The organism is [Clostridium] fimetarium (assembly GCF_900111235.1).
Classification (GTDB): domain Bacteria; phylum Bacillota; class Clostridia; order Lachnospirales; family Lachnospiraceae; genus Clostridium_N; species Clostridium_N fimetarium.
Map to the genome: position 1 here is coordinate 91,271 of NZ_FOJI01000014.1, position 20,976 is coordinate 112,246.

20 protein-coding genes are annotated in these 20,976 nt (G+C 32.9%); 6 read left to right on the forward strand and 14 right to left on the reverse strand.

The genetic code is table 11. The features are described 5' to 3' along the window. Positions 1-276 precede the first annotated feature (276 nt). The 3 genes from BMY18_RS16205 to BMY18_RS16215 are packed head-to-tail and all read right to left on the reverse strand — an operon-like array spanning position 277 to position 2,709. Positions 277-1,242 (reverse strand): TadA family conjugal transfer-associated ATPase, encoded by a 966-nt coding sequence (locus tag BMY18_RS16205; protein WP_092455975.1) that lies wholly within the window; start codon positions 1,240-1,242, stop codon positions 277-279. After that, a complete protein-coding gene (locus BMY18_RS16210; RefSeq protein WP_092455977.1) occupies positions 1,235-2,236 on the reverse strand; it encodes a P-loop NTPase family protein in 1,002 nt (333 codons plus the stop codon). The genes BMY18_RS16205 and BMY18_RS16210 overlap by 8 nt, the downstream gene beginning before the upstream one ends. After that, positions 2,233-2,709 (reverse strand): A24 family peptidase, encoded by a 477-nt coding sequence (locus BMY18_RS16215; protein ID WP_092455979.1) that lies wholly within the window; start codon positions 2,707-2,709, stop codon positions 2,233-2,235. Before BMY18_RS16215 ends, BMY18_RS16210 begins: the two co-directional genes overlap by 4 nt. A gap of 101 nt (positions 2,710-2,810) precedes the next feature. On the opposite strand from BMY18_RS16215, the gene BMY18_RS16220 reads away from it, so the two are divergent. After that, entirely contained in the window at positions 2,811-3,053 is a 243-nt protein-coding gene (locus BMY18_RS16220) for a YaaL family protein (RefSeq protein ID WP_092455982.1), read from the forward strand. A 216-nt stretch (positions 3,054-3,269) separates the two neighbouring features. On the opposite strand, the gene BMY18_RS16225 is transcribed toward BMY18_RS16220, so the two are convergent. From BMY18_RS16225 to BMY18_RS16235, 3 genes are all read right to left on the reverse strand, one after another. After that, positions 3,270-3,647 carry a hypothetical protein gene (locus BMY18_RS16225; RefSeq protein ID WP_092455984.1) on the reverse strand — a complete coding sequence of 126 codons (378 nt, stop codon included), beginning with the start codon at positions 3,645-3,647 and terminating at the stop codon, positions 3,270-3,272. A gap of 140 nt (positions 3,648-3,787) precedes the next feature. Then, the gene (locus tag BMY18_RS16230; RefSeq protein ID WP_092455987.1) at positions 3,788-5,341 is read right to left on the reverse strand and encodes a M56 family metallopeptidase; all 1,554 of its coding nucleotides are present in this window, start codon (positions 5,339-5,341) and stop codon (positions 3,788-3,790) included. Positions 5,342-5,367: 26 nt separating this feature from the next. Then, positions 5,368-5,742 (reverse strand): BlaI/MecI/CopY family transcriptional regulator, encoded by a 375-nt coding sequence (locus BMY18_RS16235; protein ID WP_092455990.1) that lies wholly within the window; start codon positions 5,740-5,742, stop codon positions 5,368-5,370. Between the two features lie 259 nt (positions 5,743-6,001). Here BMY18_RS16235 and BMY18_RS16240 point away from each other — a divergent pair, with 259 nt between their 5' ends. The 4 genes from BMY18_RS16240 to BMY18_RS16255 are packed head-to-tail and all read left to right on the forward strand — an operon-like array spanning position 6,002 to position 9,115. Continuing rightward, a complete protein-coding gene (locus tag BMY18_RS16240) occupies positions 6,002-6,331 on the forward strand; it encodes a PadR family transcriptional regulator (RefSeq protein WP_092455992.1) in 330 nt (109 codons plus the stop codon). After that, positions 6,328-6,888, forward strand: a complete 561-nt coding sequence (locus BMY18_RS16245) for a DUF2812 domain-containing protein (protein ID WP_092455995.1) — start codon at positions 6,328-6,330, stop codon at positions 6,886-6,888. Before BMY18_RS16240 ends, BMY18_RS16245 begins: the two co-directional genes overlap by 4 nt. Before the next feature lie 35 nt (positions 6,889-6,923). Beyond that, positions 6,924-7,838 carry an ABC transporter ATP-binding protein gene (locus BMY18_RS16250; RefSeq protein WP_092455998.1) on the forward strand — a complete coding sequence of 305 codons (915 nt, stop codon included), beginning with the start codon at positions 6,924-6,926 and terminating at the stop codon, positions 7,836-7,838. Further along, positions 7,838-9,115 carry an ABC transporter permease gene (locus BMY18_RS16255; protein WP_092456001.1) on the forward strand — a complete coding sequence of 426 codons (1,278 nt, stop codon included), beginning with the start codon at positions 7,838-7,840 and terminating at the stop codon, positions 9,113-9,115. The genes BMY18_RS16250 and BMY18_RS16255 overlap by 1 nt, the downstream gene beginning before the upstream one ends. Before the next feature lie 129 nt (positions 9,116-9,244). Here the strand turns inward: BMY18_RS16255 and BMY18_RS16260 are convergent, their stop codons facing one another. The 4 genes from BMY18_RS16260 to BMY18_RS16275 all read right to left on the reverse strand — a co-directional run bounded on the left by BMY18_RS16260 (position 9,245) and on the right by BMY18_RS16275 (position 12,381). After that, complete coding sequence (locus BMY18_RS16260; protein ID WP_092456004.1) at positions 9,245-9,853, reverse strand: cytidylate kinase-like family protein; 609 nt, start codon at positions 9,851-9,853, stop codon at positions 9,245-9,247. 27 nt (positions 9,854-9,880) lie between these two features. Continuing rightward, complete coding sequence (locus BMY18_RS16265; protein ID WP_092456007.1) at positions 9,881-10,597, reverse strand: amino acid ABC transporter permease; 717 nt, start codon at positions 10,595-10,597, stop codon at positions 9,881-9,883. Positions 10,598-10,616: 19 nt separating this feature from the next. Next, positions 10,617-11,351, reverse strand: coding sequence for an amino acid ABC transporter ATP-binding protein (locus BMY18_RS16270; RefSeq protein WP_092456010.1), 735 nt, complete (start codon positions 11,349-11,351; stop codon positions 10,617-10,619). An 85-nt stretch (positions 11,352-11,436) separates the two neighbouring features. Continuing rightward, a complete protein-coding gene (locus BMY18_RS16275) occupies positions 11,437-12,381 on the reverse strand; it encodes a substrate-binding periplasmic protein (protein WP_092456013.1) in 945 nt (314 codons plus the stop codon). 298 nt (positions 12,382-12,679) lie between these two features. Here BMY18_RS16275 and BMY18_RS16280 point away from each other — a divergent pair, with 298 nt between their 5' ends. Next, positions 12,680-13,624 (forward strand): AEC family transporter, encoded by a 945-nt coding sequence (locus tag BMY18_RS16280; protein ID WP_092456016.1) that lies wholly within the window; start codon positions 12,680-12,682, stop codon positions 13,622-13,624. A gap of 119 nt (positions 13,625-13,743) precedes the next feature. Here the strand turns inward: BMY18_RS16280 and tkt are convergent, their stop codons facing one another. From tkt to lepB, 4 genes are all read right to left on the reverse strand, one after another. Next, complete coding sequence (gene tkt, locus BMY18_RS16285; protein WP_092456019.1) at positions 13,744-15,732, reverse strand: transketolase; 1,989 nt, start codon at positions 15,730-15,732, stop codon at positions 13,744-13,746. Positions 15,733-15,862: 130 nt separating this feature from the next. Further along, positions 15,863-18,664, reverse strand: a complete 2,802-nt coding sequence (locus BMY18_RS16290; RefSeq protein ID WP_092456022.1) for a hypothetical protein — start codon at positions 18,662-18,664, stop codon at positions 15,863-15,865. 229 nt (positions 18,665-18,893) lie between these two features. After that, positions 18,894-19,550: a PAQR family membrane homeostasis protein TrhA gene (trhA, locus tag BMY18_RS16295; protein ID WP_092456025.1), complete on the reverse strand. Its 657-nt coding sequence runs from the start codon at positions 19,548-19,550 to the stop codon at positions 18,894-18,896. A 354-nt stretch (positions 19,551-19,904) separates the two neighbouring features. Next, positions 19,905-20,444, reverse strand: coding sequence for a signal peptidase I (gene lepB, locus BMY18_RS16300; protein ID WP_092456027.1), 540 nt, complete (start codon positions 20,442-20,444; stop codon positions 19,905-19,907). Positions 20,445-20,976 lie beyond the last annotated feature (532 nt).

Genomic DNA, 20,976 nt, shown 5'->3' on the forward strand with positions numbered 1-20,976 from the left:
TTGTTATAATATTTTATTTCTTTATTTTTTATAACGTAAGAATCATGTGAAATAATTTTCTCTATCGCTTGGGTAATTGAGAATGCATACGTATGTTTATGATAGTATAAAATTTTAGACGAGTGTTTATGATATATCCAATATGGTATATCACCATATAAAACTGTTCTATTTATAATCCAACAATGTTTTGTACATTTTGATTTTACTTCTATAAAATCATCAGCAATTTTAATAACTTCAAAATATGAAGGCTTAAAATTCAGTATCTCATCTTTAAGCAATATAAGTACTCCTTTTCTTTGATACAAATCCGATGTAATAAGGATTTGTCGTATTTATACAATAATTTACCTTTGATGGTATTTTGATACAAGCACTGTTCATTGCTTGCAACATATCTATAGCTTCTTCTCCCCGCACCTCCCCTACCAAAATTCGATCTGGACGCATTCGCAAGCTTGAACGAATTAATTCTCTTATTGTGATGGCATTGCTGCCTTCAACATTCGCATTTCTTGCTTCTAATCTAACGAGGTTGGATACACCGTTAATCTGTAATTCCGCTGAATCTTCAATTGTAATAACTCTTTCATCATCTGGGATAAAATTGGATAATGCATTGAGAAATGTTGTTTTTCCGGATCCGGTTCCACCGCTTACAAAAATATTATATTTTGCTTTTACAACATTTTCTAAGAATGTAGCAACATCTTTTGTGACTGATTTAAGCTCTATCAATTTATCAATTGTGATAGGCATTTTATAGAATTTTCTAATTGTGATTACTGGTCCTTCGATTGCTACTGGAGAAAGAACAATATTTACCCTGGAACCATCGCCAAGCCTAGTATCAACGATTGGCGTTGACTCATTTACAATTCGGTTTGATTTTCCTGCTATTTTTTGAGCAATATCTTCTAATTTTTCTTTGCTTTGAAATTCCTTTTCCCACTTTGATATTTTTCCGAAGCGTTCAACAAATATATTGCGATAGCCATTTATCATAATCTCTGTAATTGAATTGTCATCTAAAAGTTCCTGTAATATATCTAAGCGTTTCATCGAATTGAAAATTTCAATTCGATATTTTTCCCGCTGTGACATAGATATAATCGAGCTTTTATTTTCTTGTAGAATCGCCTCATCAATATATGTATACAATTCATTGTCTTCAAGATCTCTATCTGGCTCAACGCATTCAAACACACGTTTTCTAATTCTTTCAATCGCTTCATCCATAGGCAATCTCTTTTGCAAAACTTCCTAATGTACTCCACTCAATTCGTTCCATAAAATCTGATGACAAACTTATGCTGCTATCATATGGAACATTGATTTTTTCAATGCTGTCGCAAATTATTTCTTTTCCAATTTCTAATAAATATGTCTCGAAGCTATTAATCTTCTTTTTGGAGATATAATCTTCTCTCACTGGCATAAGAACTCTTTTACATATCTGCATTAATTTCCACTGTTCTTTAATTGCATTTGAAATATCTAACACAATTACATCATATGCACTAAAATTTGCTATATAAGTAAATACATCTATCCATTCCTGTGTCGATATATAAGTCACATCTTCCGCACATTTTATTGGGGGGATATAATTGATTTTCCCAGCATTAGAAACCACCCACTCCAATTGATTCAAGAAACTTTCCTTTGAAATTTTATAATAATACACTGCGTCAGAAAGATTACCCTTATTCCCTTCGGTAAGGATTTCTCCAAGACCAGAGAATTCTTCTAGATTAATATACAGAACTGAAGATTTTTCACCATACGCATTTGCAAGTGCCAATGAAAATGCTGTCTTATATGCATTATTAATTGGAGAATATACTCCAATTATTTCCGCTCTGGTGGATAAATCAATATAGGGTCTTGAGCAATAATTCATAACCTCTCTTACAATATTTTCAGAAGACTGATATTTATAAATACCCAAAAGGTCATGCTCATTTCCTTCATCTGATATATTAGATACTTCCATATCCTCGCGCAGTACCAATATATTTTCTATTCTTTGCTTTTTAATATTATCTGTAAGTGCATCCTCACTAATCACAAGAATATCAAGACTATTTTCCTTTAAATATTCTAATAACGGTTCCTCCAAAGTAAATACCAAGGTCTTAAATGGTATCTTCTTTTTCTTATTCATTACATTCATTAATTTGTGCGCATACTTTTCATCCACATCATAAATTACGCATACACTTTTTTTCACAGAAATCCCCCCTCACTTGCGTGATAAATATTATTTATTATTGGTTCTAAAATACTTGCCACAAATATTGCATAACTAAAATGAATCTTATGCATTGAATATCTTTTATTGTTTAAATGCCGTATTTGTAGAAATAATAGTTTTGATATTCCAATTATTCCTGCAATCACAAAGCAAAAAGCGGTAAATCTTATACTGCTTTTCATCCCTATAACAATGCCAATAACGCATAACAGTTTTACATCACCAGCTCCAATACCGCCTATCATAAAGACAGGATATAATAATAGAAATGGTATCGCTAATCCAATTGCAATGCTATATAAGTTATATTGTTCATACAAAAACAGGTGTAAAAATATAGCAGAGATCAAGCCCCACATATTTAGTGAATTTGAAATTTTAAAATATTTGTAGTCCATTATTACAGCGGCACTTATTAATGCATATACAAACAGCATTTTATAAATCACGAATAATCCTCCTAATGTAAAAAATATAGCTTTTGATTGTATGGAGTTACCATTTATTGACTATACTACTAGAAAATAAACGTAGAAAGAAGGGATGAAATATGAAAAGGTTTATAAATTTAAAAAAAGATAAGGAACCTTTGAGTTATGAAGAAAAATATCTTCTTGAGGAAATAGCATCGACAAAAATCGCTATAGATGTTGCATACTCAAACTTCGAGAATGCGATAGAACCTGACTTGATTGACTGTTATATATATCAATTAAATTCAGAGCAGAAAAGATATAAATACTTAATTGAACGTGCTAAAGAAGTACAATTTAAAAGTGAATTATTTTGTTAGGTATCTATTATGAGATTGTATGTGTATGAACTTTGAATTAGTTTTCATCCCCAAAACGCGTCAACGTTCATACACTTCCAAATCTGAATTATCTTATGTTATTTATGATTCGTAGTTTAATTATGCTTGTATTTTAATTATGATTCATTTTATTTATGATACATATTCTAATTATGATTCGGTTTCTAATTATGATTCGGTTTCTATACCAGTATCTTATTCATTATATCTCTTTAGTTCCGTAAAATCTTCAGCCAATTCTATTAGTCGTTGCTTACCGTCAACATTAAGTTTTGAATAATAGGCAATCAATCTCTTTGAATGATCTGATAATTCTTCGACTGTGTTACCATTTTCAATCCCATTTTTAGAAAAATCAGTTGGACTAATTCCCAACTTCTTACATATACTTATGACTGTCTCATATGCCATTCCAGATACACCTTTGTCTAATGCTGACATCAAGGAGCTGTAAGGCATCTCCATCTCAATTGCAAATTGTCTAACACTCTTGTACTGTGTTAATATTTCGGTCTTCAAAATCTGTTCTTTTGATAATGTTTCTTCGCTGGTAAACGCTTCTTTCTTACTCATATGAACCTCCTTCTGAATAAATACTTACTTCGTGTAAGTCGAGCTTGAAAATATCTTTTATTGTGTTATTACTATAACGCAATTTCGTATAATTGTCAAGGAGAATTCCTATAATCGAAATCATTTATTTTTATCCACTTTTATTCAATACATTTATACGACTCTAACACTGAGAAGTACACATATATGCCGTGCCAATCTGCAGGAGCTGCCCTAAATGGTTTAATCGGATAATTAAGTAACCAATAATCCAAGTCATGTATAATTTGATGAAATTTATATAATGTTTCTAAATCATGTAGATCAATTGCCGATTGCATTAGAGCGCTTGCTTTATCAATATCTAAAGAAAAATATTGATTATTTACTATTGCCTTTATTTTTTCCAATGATTGTAGGCATTCAACTCCTGTGTATTCATTTCGGCCCATGCGAACTTCTGAATTATCGTAAGAACTAGCAACATAATATATTTCATTCCACATTAAGGAAGTTGAACTTCTGTCTTTCCAATATTGAAGCAGTGTATTATCAATCCACCAGTGCATACGGCTAATTTCATAAGTCACAGTTTTCTTATCTTCGTCACTTAGATTTGAAAGTAATATATCTCTGGCTTTTTTACTAAGTTCTGTGTCGGCTACTAAATTATTATAAGGGTGCACATAATCATCTAGCAAACTTTTTGTTTTTGTAGGGGCCTCCGTTGACGCTTCTGCTACTGCACCTAAATCACTTTGATTTTCTGTCATTTCAGAATTGCTTCCTGCAGCTGCATATCCACATGATATTAGCGAATCGAAGCTAATGAAAAGTACTATAATCAATGCCATCATAGAATAACCCGCTTTTTTAGGCTTTTCATCAAAAACATTTTCAATTCGCTTTTTCATCATTCTTTTACTGCCATAGAAACATGTCGTTATTGCTAAATCTCTCTTTTTTCCCTGCGATATAGAATCCAATATTGTTTCACTATACTGGGCTCGCTGGGACTTATCCATCTTCTCGGTGACCTTTTTATCACATACAAGCTCTACGTCATTATAGCTGAATTTTGTCATAATATGAATAAATGGATTGAACCAATACAGACTCGTAATTACCATCATAAATATTTTATACCATCCGTCATGATTTTTAATATGCATAAATTCATGATGAAAAATATTAGATACATCTTCCATAGAATAGGTTTCATGCGGAAGTATCATAACTGGCTGAAATACGCCTAAAACCATCGCTGTTTTTACTTTTTCACCTTGATAAAGTGGAATGACCTTTTTTATATGCTGTTCATTCTTGATCTGATTAAATGTATCTAAGATTTTTTGATCTTTCACCTTTTTAGCTGAGTCCATAATATCATTTCTAAAATGCCAAAAATTAAGTTGTTGCATCCTTAAATAAACAAATACACCGGTTAGCCAGATAAGGATTAAAACTATAGTTAACGGCATAGTCCACCCATTTTGCGTTATACTAAAGTTGATTTTAGGCAACTTAATTAATGCATTTGTAAATGAAAAATCAAATGGAATAATCAATCTAACAGCCAGTATAATCCATAATGTTTTTCTCCATTTTACTCCAAAATTTTTATTGGCGTATGGAAGAATCAATATAATAATTATGATTATCATGGTTGTTGATATCATAAGTTCACACAAATTATAAAAAAGTGTCTCTAGCATAAATTACTTCCCTCCCCTTTTCAAATCTACTTTCCTCTTCTTTTCTCATCTATAAAATTCTGTAACTCTTTAATATCATCCTCACTAAGATTATCCCCATCATATAATGCTGTCATAAAGCTTTTGACAGAATTGTGATACATTTTCTGAAGAATAGACTTGCTTTCTTTTCGTGTATAATCCTGTTCTTTGATAATAGGAGTATAAATATTTGATTTTCCCTGCTTTTTGATTTTGAGAAATCCCTTCTCTTCTAATCTAGATAAAAATGACAATATTGCGGTTGGGGATAATTTTCTTTCATCATTGAGCCCCTCTTCAATCTCTGTTCTTGTAACAGGCTTTTCTGCTCGCCATATAATCATCATTAGTTCTAACTCCGAATCCGGTAATCGTTTCATTTTTGTCCCTCTATTCTACTTCTGCATTTGCAGAACATATTTATATTCTACATTTGCTTAATATAAATGTCAAGGTGTATTACCTACCTATTCTATAATAAAATGTAACGATACATTTAATTCTTAATTATTTGTAAATATTACCAAAGTTTCTATTGACAACTATATCGTCTTACGATATAGTTTTATTACGGTAGCCGATATAACGTCCGACGATACATCGACTCCAAACCAAAATTTTACGAAAGGAGCTTTCCTTATGCCTGAAAGTAATGAAAGAGGAGCATTGACAGAAGCTGTATATTATATTTTGCTATCACTATACCAGCCTATGCATGGGTATGGAATAATGCAAAATGTTAGTGCATTAAGCCATGGTCGAGTTAATTTAGGACCAGGCACTCTATATGGCGCAATTAATACGCTTCTTGAAAAACATTTAATCGAATCATTTTCTACTGATGATAAATCAAGAAAAAAGCAATATATTATCACTACTTTAGGCAAAGAAATTATAATCAGCGAGATTGAACGGCTTAATGAGCTAATAATGAATGGGAATCAGATAGTAAAGGAGAACGTAGAGTGAAACATACCACATTTAAATTTTTTTATAATTATGAAAAAGAAGAACGATGGATTAATTCTATGTCCGCAAAAGGAATGGCACTTGTAGATTATTTCTGGGCTAGATATGTTTTCGAAGAGGAAGAGCCCGGAAAATATATTTATAAAATTGAATTTCTGGATAAAATGGGAAGCAAGAATATTGAAAATATTGCTTATGTTAATTTTCTTGAAGACCTTGGGGTTGAATGCGTCGGTATCTACATGCATTGGGCCACGTTTAGAAAAAAGGCAAAAGAGGGTCCATTTGAAATATTCACTGATTTGAATTCCAGAATCAAAAGCTGTAGGAAAATGTCAAGGTGGTGGCTTTCTCTTGCTGCGTTTGAAGGTGCAATTGGATTATACGAATCGATATTAGCAGCCATACAGCTTTCAATTGGCAAGTTTTCGTTTTTATCAACCGTTATATTTCCATCACTTATCATGGCATTTGCAATTCTATTCTTTTCATTAGGATGGTCTATCAGAGCGAAGCTAAAAGAACTTATAAAAGAAAGCAAGATTTATGAAGCATAATAAAGGTAGCGGTAAAAGGCTGAATGGAGGAAATAATGAGGTTAGAGGTAAAAGATATTAAGAAATCATTTGGTGACAATGAGGTACTTCATGGTGTATCTTTTGATGTCGAAAGCGGCAAAGCGTTAGGCCTTTTAGGTCGAAACGGAGCTGGTAAAACAACTACCATGCGTATTCTTATGGATGTGTTTCACAGTAATTCCGGGGAAATATTACTAGATGGGAAAAAGTTTGTACAAAGAAATCATCAGATCGGATATTTACCCGAAGAAAGAGGATTATACCCTAAGAAAACTGTCATTGAACAGATGGTATATCTTGCAAGGCTAAGGGGGATTTCTAAGGCAAATGCCATTGCCAATTCAAAAAAATGGCTTACAAGACTTGAGGTTATCGATTATGAAAAGAAGAAATTAGAAACATTATCAAAAGGTAATCAGCAGAAAGTTCAGCTTGCATCAACACTTGTATGCAACCCTGATATTATAATATTGGATGAACCATTTAGCGGACTTGATCCAATCAATTCACAGATTTTACAGCAAGTGGTAAGGGAATTGATTTCTGAAAATAAAATAGTCATTTTCTCAAGCCATCAGATGAGCTATGTCGAAGAATTTTGTGAAGATATTGCAATTATTAACCATGGTGAAGTTGTTCTATCCGGTGATTTGGATAAAATCAAACTTGAATACGGTGAAAAACAGTTAGTACTTTCAGCAGTGAATCTTAGTCTCGATGAATTAGAGTCAAGATGCGCAGGCGAATTAAGTGACCTTCTAGAAATTACAGGAAAGATAAAAGATACCTTAATTATCAAAATTCATGATGGTGTTACTAGAAATGCATTACTTACTGCAATAATTAGTAAAAACATTGAAGTTGAACATTTTGAAACTTATAAACCATCACTAAATGACATATTCATAGCAAAGGTTGGTGAAGAATAATGAAGAAATTTTTGGTAGTACTACAATATGAATTAAAAAATTATTTTAAAAATAAAAGCTATATGATTTCAACTATTTTCCTCATCGCTCTTGTCGGCATAGGAATGTTTCTCCCACGTTTCTTTGATATGTCCGGAATTCTTGGGACCCCACAAAAAACTGAGAGTGCTCAAAATGTAAACGAATCTGACAAATCAAAGAGTGCCCAAGATGCAAAAGAATTAAAGAACATGATAATATATGATAAAACCGGATCTCTAAATGATTTGACACTTTTGAATAGCGTTTTCAGCGATGTGAAATGGCAGATTGCCACCAATGAAAATGATGTGAAGAATTCGGTGAAAGAAGATAAATCAGAAGCAGGATTTGTTGTTAACTCTCTAACAAGTTATGATTATTACATTTATGACAAAAGTATGTCAGACAGTAATACTTACTCATTTAATGGGATTATGACAACGATCAATCAGATAAATTACTGTGCCGCGAACGGCCTCGATTACTCAACTGTCGTTACTGCTTTTAACCCAACAATCTCCTCCAATGAGCAGATTCTTGGAAAAGATATGACTCAGAATTTCTGGTACTGCTATATTCTTGTAATTGTAATCTTCATGGCCATCATTATATATGGAATAATGATAGCAACCTCTGTTACACAGGAAAAGAGCAACCGAACGATTGAACTCTTAATTACAAGTACGAATCCAAACAGTTTATTATTTGGCAAGGTTATTGCTGGTGCAATTGCAAGTCTTGGCCAGGTCGGTTTAATACTCTGCGTAGCTGTATTTTCATATAGATTCAATCAGGCTGCATGGGGAAATAAACTTGATATGATTCTTGCAATTCCAAATAGTGTACTCATTACTTTTGGAATGTTTGGAATCGGCGGATTCCTATTTTATGCATTCATCTATGGTGCAATGGGCGCCTTAGTATCAAAGACCGAAGATATCAACAAAAGTGCTGGTAGCGTACAGATGATTATTATGATCGTATATTTTGTTGTATTAGTTCAATTATCTAATATAAATGGAATCGTTATTAAAATAGCATCTTTCTTACCCTTCAGTTCATATAGTGCAATGTTTGCACGAGTTGCAATGGGAACCGTTGCACCATGGGAAATTGCTGTATCGTTTCTAATACTAGTTGTATCAATCGTACTTGTCGGTATGTTTGGTGCTAAAATTTACAGAATGGGAACGCTTCGTTATGGCAATCCAATAAAATTATCAAATGCAATTAAATATTTAAAGCACAATAAATAAAATGAAATAAAACAACCACATACTAGCTATTTTAAGTTAAACATAAGTGTAACTGCTCAACCATTTACAATTTGGTCTAGCAGTTACACTTATTTACTTTAACATATAATCATCACATAACAGTTCAATTTATTTCTGTTCAAACCTTATTCGTATTGCTTCACATAACAATGCAACAGTTCCATCAACACCATAAGTATTTACATCAATCATAACATGCTTATCATATCTATCTCCACGGTTTTTCCCCGTAACATATTTATAATAATTATGACGTTGTTTATCAATACGTTTTATCATCTTATCTGCATTTTTTATGCTCAGTTCGTATGTTAATGCTATATGATCTATTCTTGTTTCCAAAGGCGCATATAAAAAGAAATTTAGAACATTTGGATACTCTTTTAAAATATAATCAGAGCAACGTCCAAACATTATGCAGGATTCATTCTTATCCGCAATTTCACGTATGACTTCTGCTTGCGTAGTAATTGCCTTTTCAGAATAAAATGCAGTTGATGAACCATATCCAAAATCAGCAAATAAACGATTTTGTTTCATATTCATAATTTCATCTGATTCTTTAATTGTATCTATATTAACGCCTGCTTTCTGAGCTGTTAGATCCACAAGATCCTTGTCATAAAAGGGAACACCTAATTTACTTGCAAGTGACCTTCCGATTTCCCTGGCATTACATCCAAACTCTCTACTTATTGTTATAATATATTTACTCATTTATAGAATCCCTCCTTATCATCATAACTAACGTCTTCCTTTATTCAACTTTCTTTCCAGTAACCTTACTAAAAGTCCCAAAGGTATACAAATCACCAAATAAACACCAGCCACTATGGTATAGGATTCGATTGTAAGGAATGTCTGAGCCGTATAAGCTTTTGTTGTCATCAAGAATTCCTGTGCTGTAATATAGGCCATTAATGAAGTATCTTTAACCATCATTACCAAATAATTTCCAAATACAGGGACCGAATTACGAAAGGCTTGAGGAATTACGATTCTAAGCATCGCCTCACGTGGTGAAAATCCTAATGCTAATGCAGCTTCCATCTGTCCATCATCTATTGATATAATAGCAGATCTTATTACTTCTGATATATATGTTCCATAATTGATAGCAAGCCCTATAATACCTGCGGTTGTTGATTTTATATTGAAAGTATAATTGGTAAATCCCATGAGACTTGCTATGATATTAACAATGATTGGAATAACATAGTATATATACACCATTTGAACTAATAATGGGGTTCCTCTAATAAACTCTTGAAAAATAATAATAATACGATTTAATATCTTATTTTTTGATACTCTTCCTAATGCAAGTAAAAATCCAATAATAATAGCGAATATAAAACCAATTATCGTAGCTAACACAACAATTTGTAATGCACTTCCTAACAATTTCGGAAGCAACTCTTGTATAGCTTTAGGAAAATTTAAATTTTTTACTACTTCCATATGCGTCATCTCCTAATTGTTATTTATTTAGTACACGGGATAAAAATTCCTTTGTTCTTTCATTTTTGGGATTGGAGAACATCTCAGCTGGTGTACTATCTTCCACCACATATCCATTATCCATAAATATTGCCCTATCAGCTACCTCGTTGGCAAATCCCATTTCATGAGTAACAACAGCCATCGTCATTCCCTCTTTTGCTAGTTCTCTCATTACATTTAATACCTCACCAACTAATTCTGGATCGAGTGCAGAAGTTGGTTCATCAAACAACATCATTTTAGGGCCCATTGCAAGTGCACGTGCAATAGCCACTCGCTGTTGCTGTCCACCCGATAAAGTATTCGGAAAAACTTTTGCCTTATCAGCAAGGCCTACTTTTTTCAATAATTCTATACCACTTTTCTGTGCATCAATTTTTTTCTTTTTCAATACATGTATTGGAGCATATGTAACATTTTCAAGCACTGTCATAAAAGGAAATAGATTAAATCGCTGGAAGCACATTCCCACATCTTGTCTGTAGTTTTTTATATTAAATTTGTGTTTTAATATATTATTACCGTTGTATAAGATCTCTCCGCCTGTTGGAATTTCTAGTAAATTGAGGCATCTAAGAAGTGTACTTTTCCCTGAACCAGAAGGGCCAATAATTACTAAAACTTCTCCCTGCGTAATAGATATATTAATATCTTTTAAAACCTGAAGATCACCGAAACTCTTTTGTAATCCTTTAACTTCTAATAGTGGCATTTTAATCAGCCTCCTTTTTTTTAAATAAATATTGCAGGTATATACACCTGCAATATTTATATACTCTACTGTTGTATTAATCTAATTACTGAGTTCTTGTATTGAGTGTATGTAACCTTTGGTCATTTGTAATCATATGAATTGCTGGGTTCAATTTGTAGTCTTCAAATATTTTCTTAATTACACCTTCATCTCTGATTTTTGCAACAACATTATCAACTTCTTCCATAAATGCAATGTTTTCAAAGGAAACGGATGGAGCAATTCTACCTACTGTATTTGCATCATCTTTGTAGTTTACTGCCATCTGCAAGTTTGCTACAGTAGCAGGTGAATTTGCAAATAAGTTCTCTAATACTGTTGAATCTGTTAAGAATCCGTCGATCTTTTTATTCTGTAAAGCTACTATTGATTCTGACTGATCGCCAGTTGCTCTAGCTTCTTTTATAAGTCCTGCTGTTTTCCATGCTTCTACAGCTGTCTGCCATACTGTACCTGGTGTATATCCAATAACTGTTGTGTTTGGATTAAAGTTTTCCGCTCCTTTAATTGTGCTATCTTTAGCAGTTAAAAGTCCACCACCCTGTGTATACCAAATGTCACCAAAATATACTTGTTGTGCACGATCAGCTCTAATGTACATACAATCTGTAATCATATCAATGTTTTTTGCATTCAAGTTCAAAATCAATTCTGAAAATGATATTAATTCCATTTTTACAGTTTTGATGCCGAGTCTTTTTGCAACTTCTTTAATGATTTCTGCATCAACACCATTGAAAGCGCCCGTAGCCTGATCAATGTATGCAAATGGTGCATCTCCAGATGAACCTACAGTTAAAACTCCTTTTTTACGTAACTCTGTGAGTTTTGCACTTGGCACTCCATCTTTAGAAAATGAGTTGTCATAAGTTACTGATGAATCATCTGTGCTGCTTTCAGTTTTTCCACAACCTGTTAGCATCAATCCTGATAATAATGTAACTGCTAATAACAATACCCCGAACTTTTTAAATTGTAATTTCCTCATATGAAATCCTCCTTTAGATTAAATGAAAAAGGGGCACGACGTAATTGTTATTACGTGTGCCCCATCGCATTTCTTTTATAAATCAATCTTATCAAATTTATTTTACATTTACTATATGCGAATATACACAAATTCTTGTGCAGATGCATAAATCAAAACCATTTACTTAGCCTTTCTTCTATGTTATCATTGTCGACATGTTTACATAATTATAAATGCTTGAAAATACATAGCTATCAAATAATCTACATCACCAAAACCGTATGTATATTATATAAGGATAAGAAAGAAGGAAATTATGGAATCTCTTAGTTTATTTTCCTGCATAAGCAGTGTTTTGATATTTATTTTATTAGCTGTACCTGGGTTTGTCTCACGCAAATACAAATTTCTTTCTACCACACAAATCGATGGATTTGCATTTATTTTAGTAAATATTTTATGGCCAGCTATGATTATTGACTCTATGACTAGTGTTACAATTAGCAAAAGTCTTGTTCATATGGGAATATATACAGCAGTAATTTCCACTATTGTATATACGGTGTCCCTTATAATTGCCTTAACATATGTTAAAATAAGAAAGCTGCCGAATGCATTAGGAGCGATTTTCATATTTGCCATAGCCTTCAATAACACTGGCTTTATCGGCATGCCATTTATAAAAGAAGTTCTTGGAAATGAAGCCTTGTTTATTGCTTCTATTATAGAACTTGTAAATGATATATTTATTTTTACGATTGGTTTGATGTTGTTTCAATCATCATTTTCATCCAAACGAAGAATAAATATCAAATCATTTTTATCTCCTGGTTTTATCAGCGTAATCGTTGGGTTACTAATATTTTGCTTACATATATCCATTCCCCAATTGATTACAAAACCAATTGGATACTTATCAAATGCAACTACTGCTATAGCAATGTTTCTTGTCGGCGCACAATTAGGAGAAACTTCATTAAAAGAATTATATAAAGAAAAGAAGGCCTATGAAATCAACCTTTTCCGCTTATTAATCATTCCATTCTTATTATTTGTTTTTTTATATCTTATAAGTGATCATTGGACTCTTGCTAATTCAGTCCTTGTACTGATGTTCGCAACACCAGTTGCTACCTGCACCGCCATCTTTGCACGACAGTACAAATGTGACTATCACTTTGCTACAAAATGTGTAATGCTCTCCACTTTTTATTCTGCACTTACGCTTCCAATTTGGCTTTTGGTGACAAGTCGAATTTAAGTCATTTCAATCCAAAACCCCCGAGTAAATACAAGCTAATCTTGTATTTACTCGGGGGTTTTTCTTATATCTATCTGCAATTTTCTTATATCTATTTGAGCCTAATTGAAATTCTTTATTTACATAATTCCCTTAAATGTCTTCACAACATTTTCAACGGTAAAACCAAACTTCTCAAATAAGAGATTTGCTGGACCTGATGCTCCAAAACCTTTCATTGTTACATAGTCACCATCAAGACCTACATATTTGCCCCATCCGAAATCGGAAAGTGCTTCAACTGCGACTCTCTTGCGAACTGATTTAGGAAGAACTGATTCTTTATATTCTACACTCTGTTGTTCGTAGACATCCATTGATGGCATACTTACAACTCTAATATCTATGCCTTCTTTGCCAAGTTCAACCTTTGCTTTAACAGCAAGATCAACTTCTGAACCTGATGCAATGATAATTCCATCGGGAACTGATTTTGTTGAATCTTCTAAAATATATCCACCTTTCAGTGCTTCTTTTGAAGAACCTGCCTGTGGTTGAAGATTTTGTCTTGTAAGTACAAGCGCTGTAGGTGTAGTTTCTGACTTGATTGCATATTGCCAAGCTGCAGCTGTTTCTATTTCATCACATGGTCTAAATACTGCAAAGTTAGGAAGTGCTCGAAGCATTGCCAACTGTTCAATTGGTTCATGCGTAGGTCCATCTTCACCAACTCCAATGCTATCATGCGTTAGTACAAATGTAAGTGGGACTCCCATAATTGCTGATAATCTAGCCATCGGTTTTACATAATCACTAAATACAAAGAATGTAGCAACAAATGCTCTAAGTCCACCGTGAAGTATAATTCCATTACCAATTGCTGTCATAGCAAGTTCTCTAACTCCAAAATGGAAATTACTTCCTCCGTAATTATCCTTTGAAAAATCTTCAAACCCTGTCATATGAGTCTTATTAGATGGTGAAAGATCTGCAGAACCACCAATCAAGTTTGGCATAACTGCTTTTATCTTATTCAGGATCTTTCCAGAGATGTTTCTTGTAGCATCGGCTTTTTCGCCAGCTTTCCAATAATCTTCTGAGCTAAATAAACGATCAACGGTAGCACCGTTATAATATTCATCCCAAAGTTTTGCCATATCTGGATACTTTGTACTGTATTCTTTAAATAAGTGATTCCACTGCTCTTCTGTCTTTGCGTTTTTTGCTGCAACAGCTTTAAAATTATCATAAACTTCTTCAGGAACAAAAAATGGTTCCATTGAAGGGTAATTCAAATTTTCTTTCAGCGCTATAATATTTTCTGCGCCAAGTGGTTCTCCATGAGCGCTAGCTTTTCCTTGTTTTGCAGGACAACCAAATCCAATCTGTGTATTCACTTTGATTAATGTTGGTCTACTTAAATCAGCCTTTGCTTCTTCAATCGCTTTTCCAATGGCCTCAAGGTCATTGCCATCATTAACTTCAATCGTCTGGAAATCATAAGCCTTAAATCTTGCCAATACATCTTCCGTAAACGCAAGATCTGTACTTCCTTCTATCGAAATATTATTTGAATCATAAAAAATAATAAGCTTTCCAAGTTTTAAAGTGCCTGCGAGTGAAAATGCTTCTGATGAAATTCCTTCCATCATACAGCCATCACCACCAAGTGCATATGTGTAATGATTTACAACATCATAACTGTCCTTGTTAAACACTGCAGCCATATGAGCTTCAGCGATTGCCATACCAACTGCCATACCCATACCTGCTCCTAATGGACCTGTCGTTGCCTCTACTCCAACCGTATGTCTATATTCTGGATGACCTGGTGTCAAAGAATCAAGTTGCCTAAAATTAGACAAATCTTCAATTGATAACTTACCATATCCAAATAAATGTAACAATGAATATAAGAGCATTGAACCATGTCCACCGGATAATACGAATCTATCTCTGTCCTTCCAATCTGGGTTTTCTGGATTGTGCTTCATGTGTCTTGTCCACAGTTCATATGCCATAGGCGCTGATCCTAGTGGAAGCCCTGGATGACCTGAATTTGCTTTTTGAATTGCATCTGCTGACAATACACGTATTGCATTTACAGACAAATTGTCGATGTTACTCATGGGTAATTCCTCCTGATTGTGTGTCTAAATTTTCTATACAAATAAGTATATTCAAATTATTATGTTTGAATTATTATATTTACCTATTATGCTTACCGATTATGCTTACCGATTAAATCTACCTAATATATCAATCTTTAAAGTCTACTTCTGTCAAGAAAAATATATCGCCATTATCTCCACGTTTCTTTTTGATTGTGCCAAAGAATTTTCTTGATGCACGTTTCTCAGCCTTTACAATTGCCCTATCTATAATTTCTTTGATTTGATCAAGACGTACACAATCAATCTGTGAATGCAAACGATCGATTTTTAAATACAACTGAAGTAATGCATTATCATCAATTGCATGCTGTCTCTTTCCAGCATATTTTTTTGCCATCTCAACTAACTCATTAACCGTATACTGTTTTAAGACTATTCTATAATTAAATTTCTTAGCAAGATCAGGATTCACACTTAGCAAAACATTTATTTCGGTATCTGCATCTTCAAAAATCACGATCATACCTTCTGTTTCACTTTCCATAACTTTAAGCATCTCCTTGATACGTTTTGGCTCAATAACACCAGCGTCTTCAACGATAAGTGCTGTTCCTTTTAGCTTAGACATCGCTTTTGCAATACCCTTGTGATTAATGCTTTCACCTGTAGTTTTAGCGATTTTTCTAGGCATATCTGGATATAGTGTGTTTAATGCTTTAATAATACTAACTGTCAAATTAGTCTTGTCAGAACTTCTATTGCCTGAAACAATAATATTTCCTATTTCTGAAGTAGTCATCATATTCGCTTCTTTAGATGCTGCAAAATATTGAGCTAACTGATCTTCAAGGCCTGACATTTCGCTATACTTTTTAAAATATTTTTTAACACTCTTCGGAATTCCAATACACTTCTCATCCATATCTTCTGGCGCAAAATCACTTACCATGTTATCGTATGCCTCCTGTGCTTCCTGACAATCCGTATCCATATATTCTGACTCTGTAGCCGCCACCTCATCTAACTTATGTTTTGAATCAGTTGGTATGCTTACTGGTTCTTCTTGCAGTTCTTCTATGTTATCGGTTTCATTAATATCTTTAAATTCATCTTCATTCATTACTTCTTTTTCAGCTTCAACTTCTGCTTCAAGTTCAGCTTTAACCTCTGCTTCAAGTTTCGCTTCAACCTCTGCTTCAAGTTTCGCTTTAAGCTCTGCTTCTAGTTTCGCTTTAAGCTCCGCTTCTAGTTTCGCTTTAAGCTCCGCTTCTAGTTTCGCTTCGCGCTCAACTCTTTCAGCTTCTTTTGCTGCTCTTTCTTCAATCTGAGCTGTAAGTCTGGCAACTTCTCTAAAATTCTCAGCCTCAGCCTCAAGCTTTGCAGTTGCTTTCCCTGTTCTCATTGTCAAATTATTCTTTGCTGATTGAAGAATCACCTGTTCTTCTGCATGTCTACGAGCTTCTTCTTCATTAAATAATTCTCCGTTTGCCTCGGCTTGCTGTTTCTGCTTTGCAAGTAGCTTCTCGTATTCATCTTTTTCATTTTCTCTTTGCTCTAACATATTATCTAGTTCAGCTTTTGAAAATTCCTTTGTATTTTGCTTGCCATATTTTTCTTCTTGAATTGCTTCAATCCAATCTAATAAGCTTAATTGACCTTCAACCTGCTCATCGTCTTCATTAATGGCATCTGGATCATCCGATTTTTCAGTTTGTTCCTTCCAAACTGATAAAGACTTAAACCTATCTTCTTCAGGATTTTTTTTCATAATCTCATCTAAACTCTTAGCAAGTTCGTTCTGAACATTTTGAGCATCATACAAATTAAAATTAGCAACTGGTACTTCTATATTATCAATTTGTTCTTGAATTCTTTCTTCTTCATCTTCTCTTTTAACTTGCTGATAATTAAATTCAATCTTCTTCTTAGCATTTTCAATAAGTTGACGAAGTGACTGACCTGCCTTTGCAATTCCTTCTACGCCATCAGAATTTTCATCACCATTATCATCTTTTGATTCGTCTGTATCTTCAGAATTTTCTGAATTTTGAATGCTTTCTAGATTTTTAATACCTTCTGAGCCTTGTGAATCTGCAGCTCCTTCTGAGTCCTTTGAATCTTCAGAATTTTCATATTTTAAAGATAGATTTTGATAATCTGAATTATTCATATTCGTATTATATTCATTTGATAAAATTGATATTCCATCTTCGTTGCTACTTTTTTGAGCATCTTCTATAAATACATCTTCTATTTCATCTTCGAGTAATCTAGCTTTTTGCTTTGCCTGGGCAAAGTTCAGTTGTATTATTTTCTCGATATCTACTTCTTCTTGTTTTCCTACATTATCTAGTATCTTTTGTTGCGCAGTAGTTAATTGTTCATACTGCTTCTTAATCCTTAGCGCTTTTTCTACATAGATTCCCTCTTGGAACCAAAGTGCAATCTCCTCACACTCTTTTAGGCATTCCTCAACCATTCCTGTCTTACTATATAGTTCTGCCAATTCACACAAATATTTTTCATCTATTTCATGGTCCTTATACTCTTCAAGAATTTCAATGAGACGAGTATCAGACGCATTCTGTGCCTTTTTTAAATCGTACAGCAATACATACTTATTCACATCATGTTGTGACATTCTAACGTATTCCTTATAGAGTCCCTCAGCATCGCTAAGTTCACCTAACTTAATAAATAGCTCGGTTAATTTATAAACAAGCCGTCTACCTCCAAGATTTCTATTATATGCAATAATTGCGATATCTCTTGCTTCATCAAAATCTCCTGCTGATTCTTGAACATTTATAATTAATGATAAGGTTGTCCAATCTTTAACTTTACGTAAATCCATTGCTTTTGCAATCTTTGCTGCTGTTGTAAAATCTTTTTTTTCTGAAAGCTTTTTAATTTGCTCTAATTTTATATTAAATTCGTATTTATCCACGATTTGCGCCACCTTTTCAAGTATATATGCTAAGTTTATCACAGTGAATAATACTTGTCAAAATAAAAAAAGTGGCAATTGACATAATTAATCGTGTCAACTGCCCCTGTCCATTCGAACCCTTCTAATCCACTTTGTTGCTAACCTATAAAACATCATTTTCACTATGTTAATATTCGAGTCATAGCTTGCACTCAACAGGTACTTGCTTGATTAATATTCATTTTAATTATAATAATGCAACATATTTAAACATTAATATGATATGGCACAAACTTCCAGCGATTACAAATAAATGGAAGATTTCATGAGAGCCAAAATTTTTATGAGTAGAATTAAAAATCGGAAGCTTTAGCGCATATATAACTCCTCCAACTGTATATATCAATCCTCCTGCTAACAACCAGCCAAATGCTGCCGCTGACAATGAATTAAGAATTTGTGTAAATGCGATCATACAAACCCAACCCATAGCAATGTATAGTATAGACGAAAACCACTTTGGACATGTAATCCAAACAGCTTTTATCAAAATTCCTGCTATAGCAATTCCCCATACAATCGCGAGCAAAATATAACCTGTTTTCCCACCTAATACAATTAAACATATTGGTGTATAAGTTCCAGCAATTAAAACAAAAATCATCATATGATCTATTTTTCTTAAAACTCTATTAACCTTAGTAGAAGAATCTAATGAATGATAAGTTGTACTTGCTGCATATAGCATAATCATACTAATTATAAACACAGAAAGTGAGATAACGTGAATTGCATCTGGCTCACGCATAGCCCTAATCATGAGTGGTATTGCTGCAAACATTGCCATTAACATTCCAATAAAATGTGTGATTGCACTTCCCGGATCTTTTAACTTTAATTTCATAATAATCTCCATTCTCCGACTTCATAATCGGCACTAAATATTATTCCCATACCGTGATGTAATATTCGATATCTTTAAATTGATGCTAGTATTTTGTTATGTAGTTATCAATACTATGTCATCTATATTTATATACTATACCATGCGAAATAAAAATGCAATACTAAATTAAATATTTTTAATTGAAGTATCTATTCAATAATCCTTGGAAAGCTTTACCCTGACGTGCAAATCATAAACTATTTTTTCGAACATAATCAAAAAAATGGACATTTTAAAAAAGGAATATGTATATTCTACATATTCCTTAACTTGATAAACTGGTATATTATCTAAATTATAAAATCTAATTAATTACTCCATCATCTTAAAAGTAACATTACCATCATAGTATTTAAATATCGCTTTTCCTAGTATCTCATTTCTTTTTACATATGTATTAGTCCAATACCTTGCATCCTTTGAAATGTTTCTATTATCTCCCAACATAAAATAACTATTATCTGGTACAATAAATGTCATTTTCTGGTCAAGCGTCATTGGCTCTTTTAAATATGGTTCATCTAATAGTTCGCCATTAACATATACTTGATAATTTTTTATCTCAACTACATCTCCTGGAATACCTATAATTCTTTTTACATATTTTTCACTTTCATCATCTGGCCACTTAAATATTACTATATCCTGTCTCTGCGGCACATCAACAATATATGATAATCTAAATCCAAAATATCTATCGCCAGGCATAATAGTATTTTCCATGGAAGAGGTAGGTGTTTGAGCATTAACTACTATGCATGTTGAAAATAAAAATGCTAATATAATTCCGAAACCAATAATCTTTACATATGAAAACATCTCTTTTAAAATAATTTTTTTACTATATTTCATATTTTTTAACCCCCTATAAACTTTTTTTCATTATATTATATCACATAAGATAATTCAATCTAAATCATACCTTTCTTACATGTTTGTAATTAAAGTTTTAGCAGACAAATCTATTATCTGATATAATAGGGATTAAATAATAGAAAGTGATAAATTCAAGGGGAAATATTAATGACTACACCATTGGAATGTACCACATTTCAAATTGTTGAGTCGATGTAGTGCCCCATTTTATTTATGAAGCTAATGCATTTATAGAAGAATGAAACAAATCAATTTGAATTTGTCATTGAGTTGTCTAGTTCATAATTGTTTCACAAATGCGAAGTGAAGATTATTTATATAATAACTTCTCGGAGTTAGCATCTACTGGTGCAAATGTAAATTGACAATTGAATATTGGTGGTTTTGGAAAAAAAGAAGAGATTTTGTGTACGAGAAATAGACATAACGCAAGTTATGCCTTAAAATAGGTATTGTCCTTATGGACATTAAGCGGTCAGCTTAAATGTTTTTTGAAATGCCTCTACAG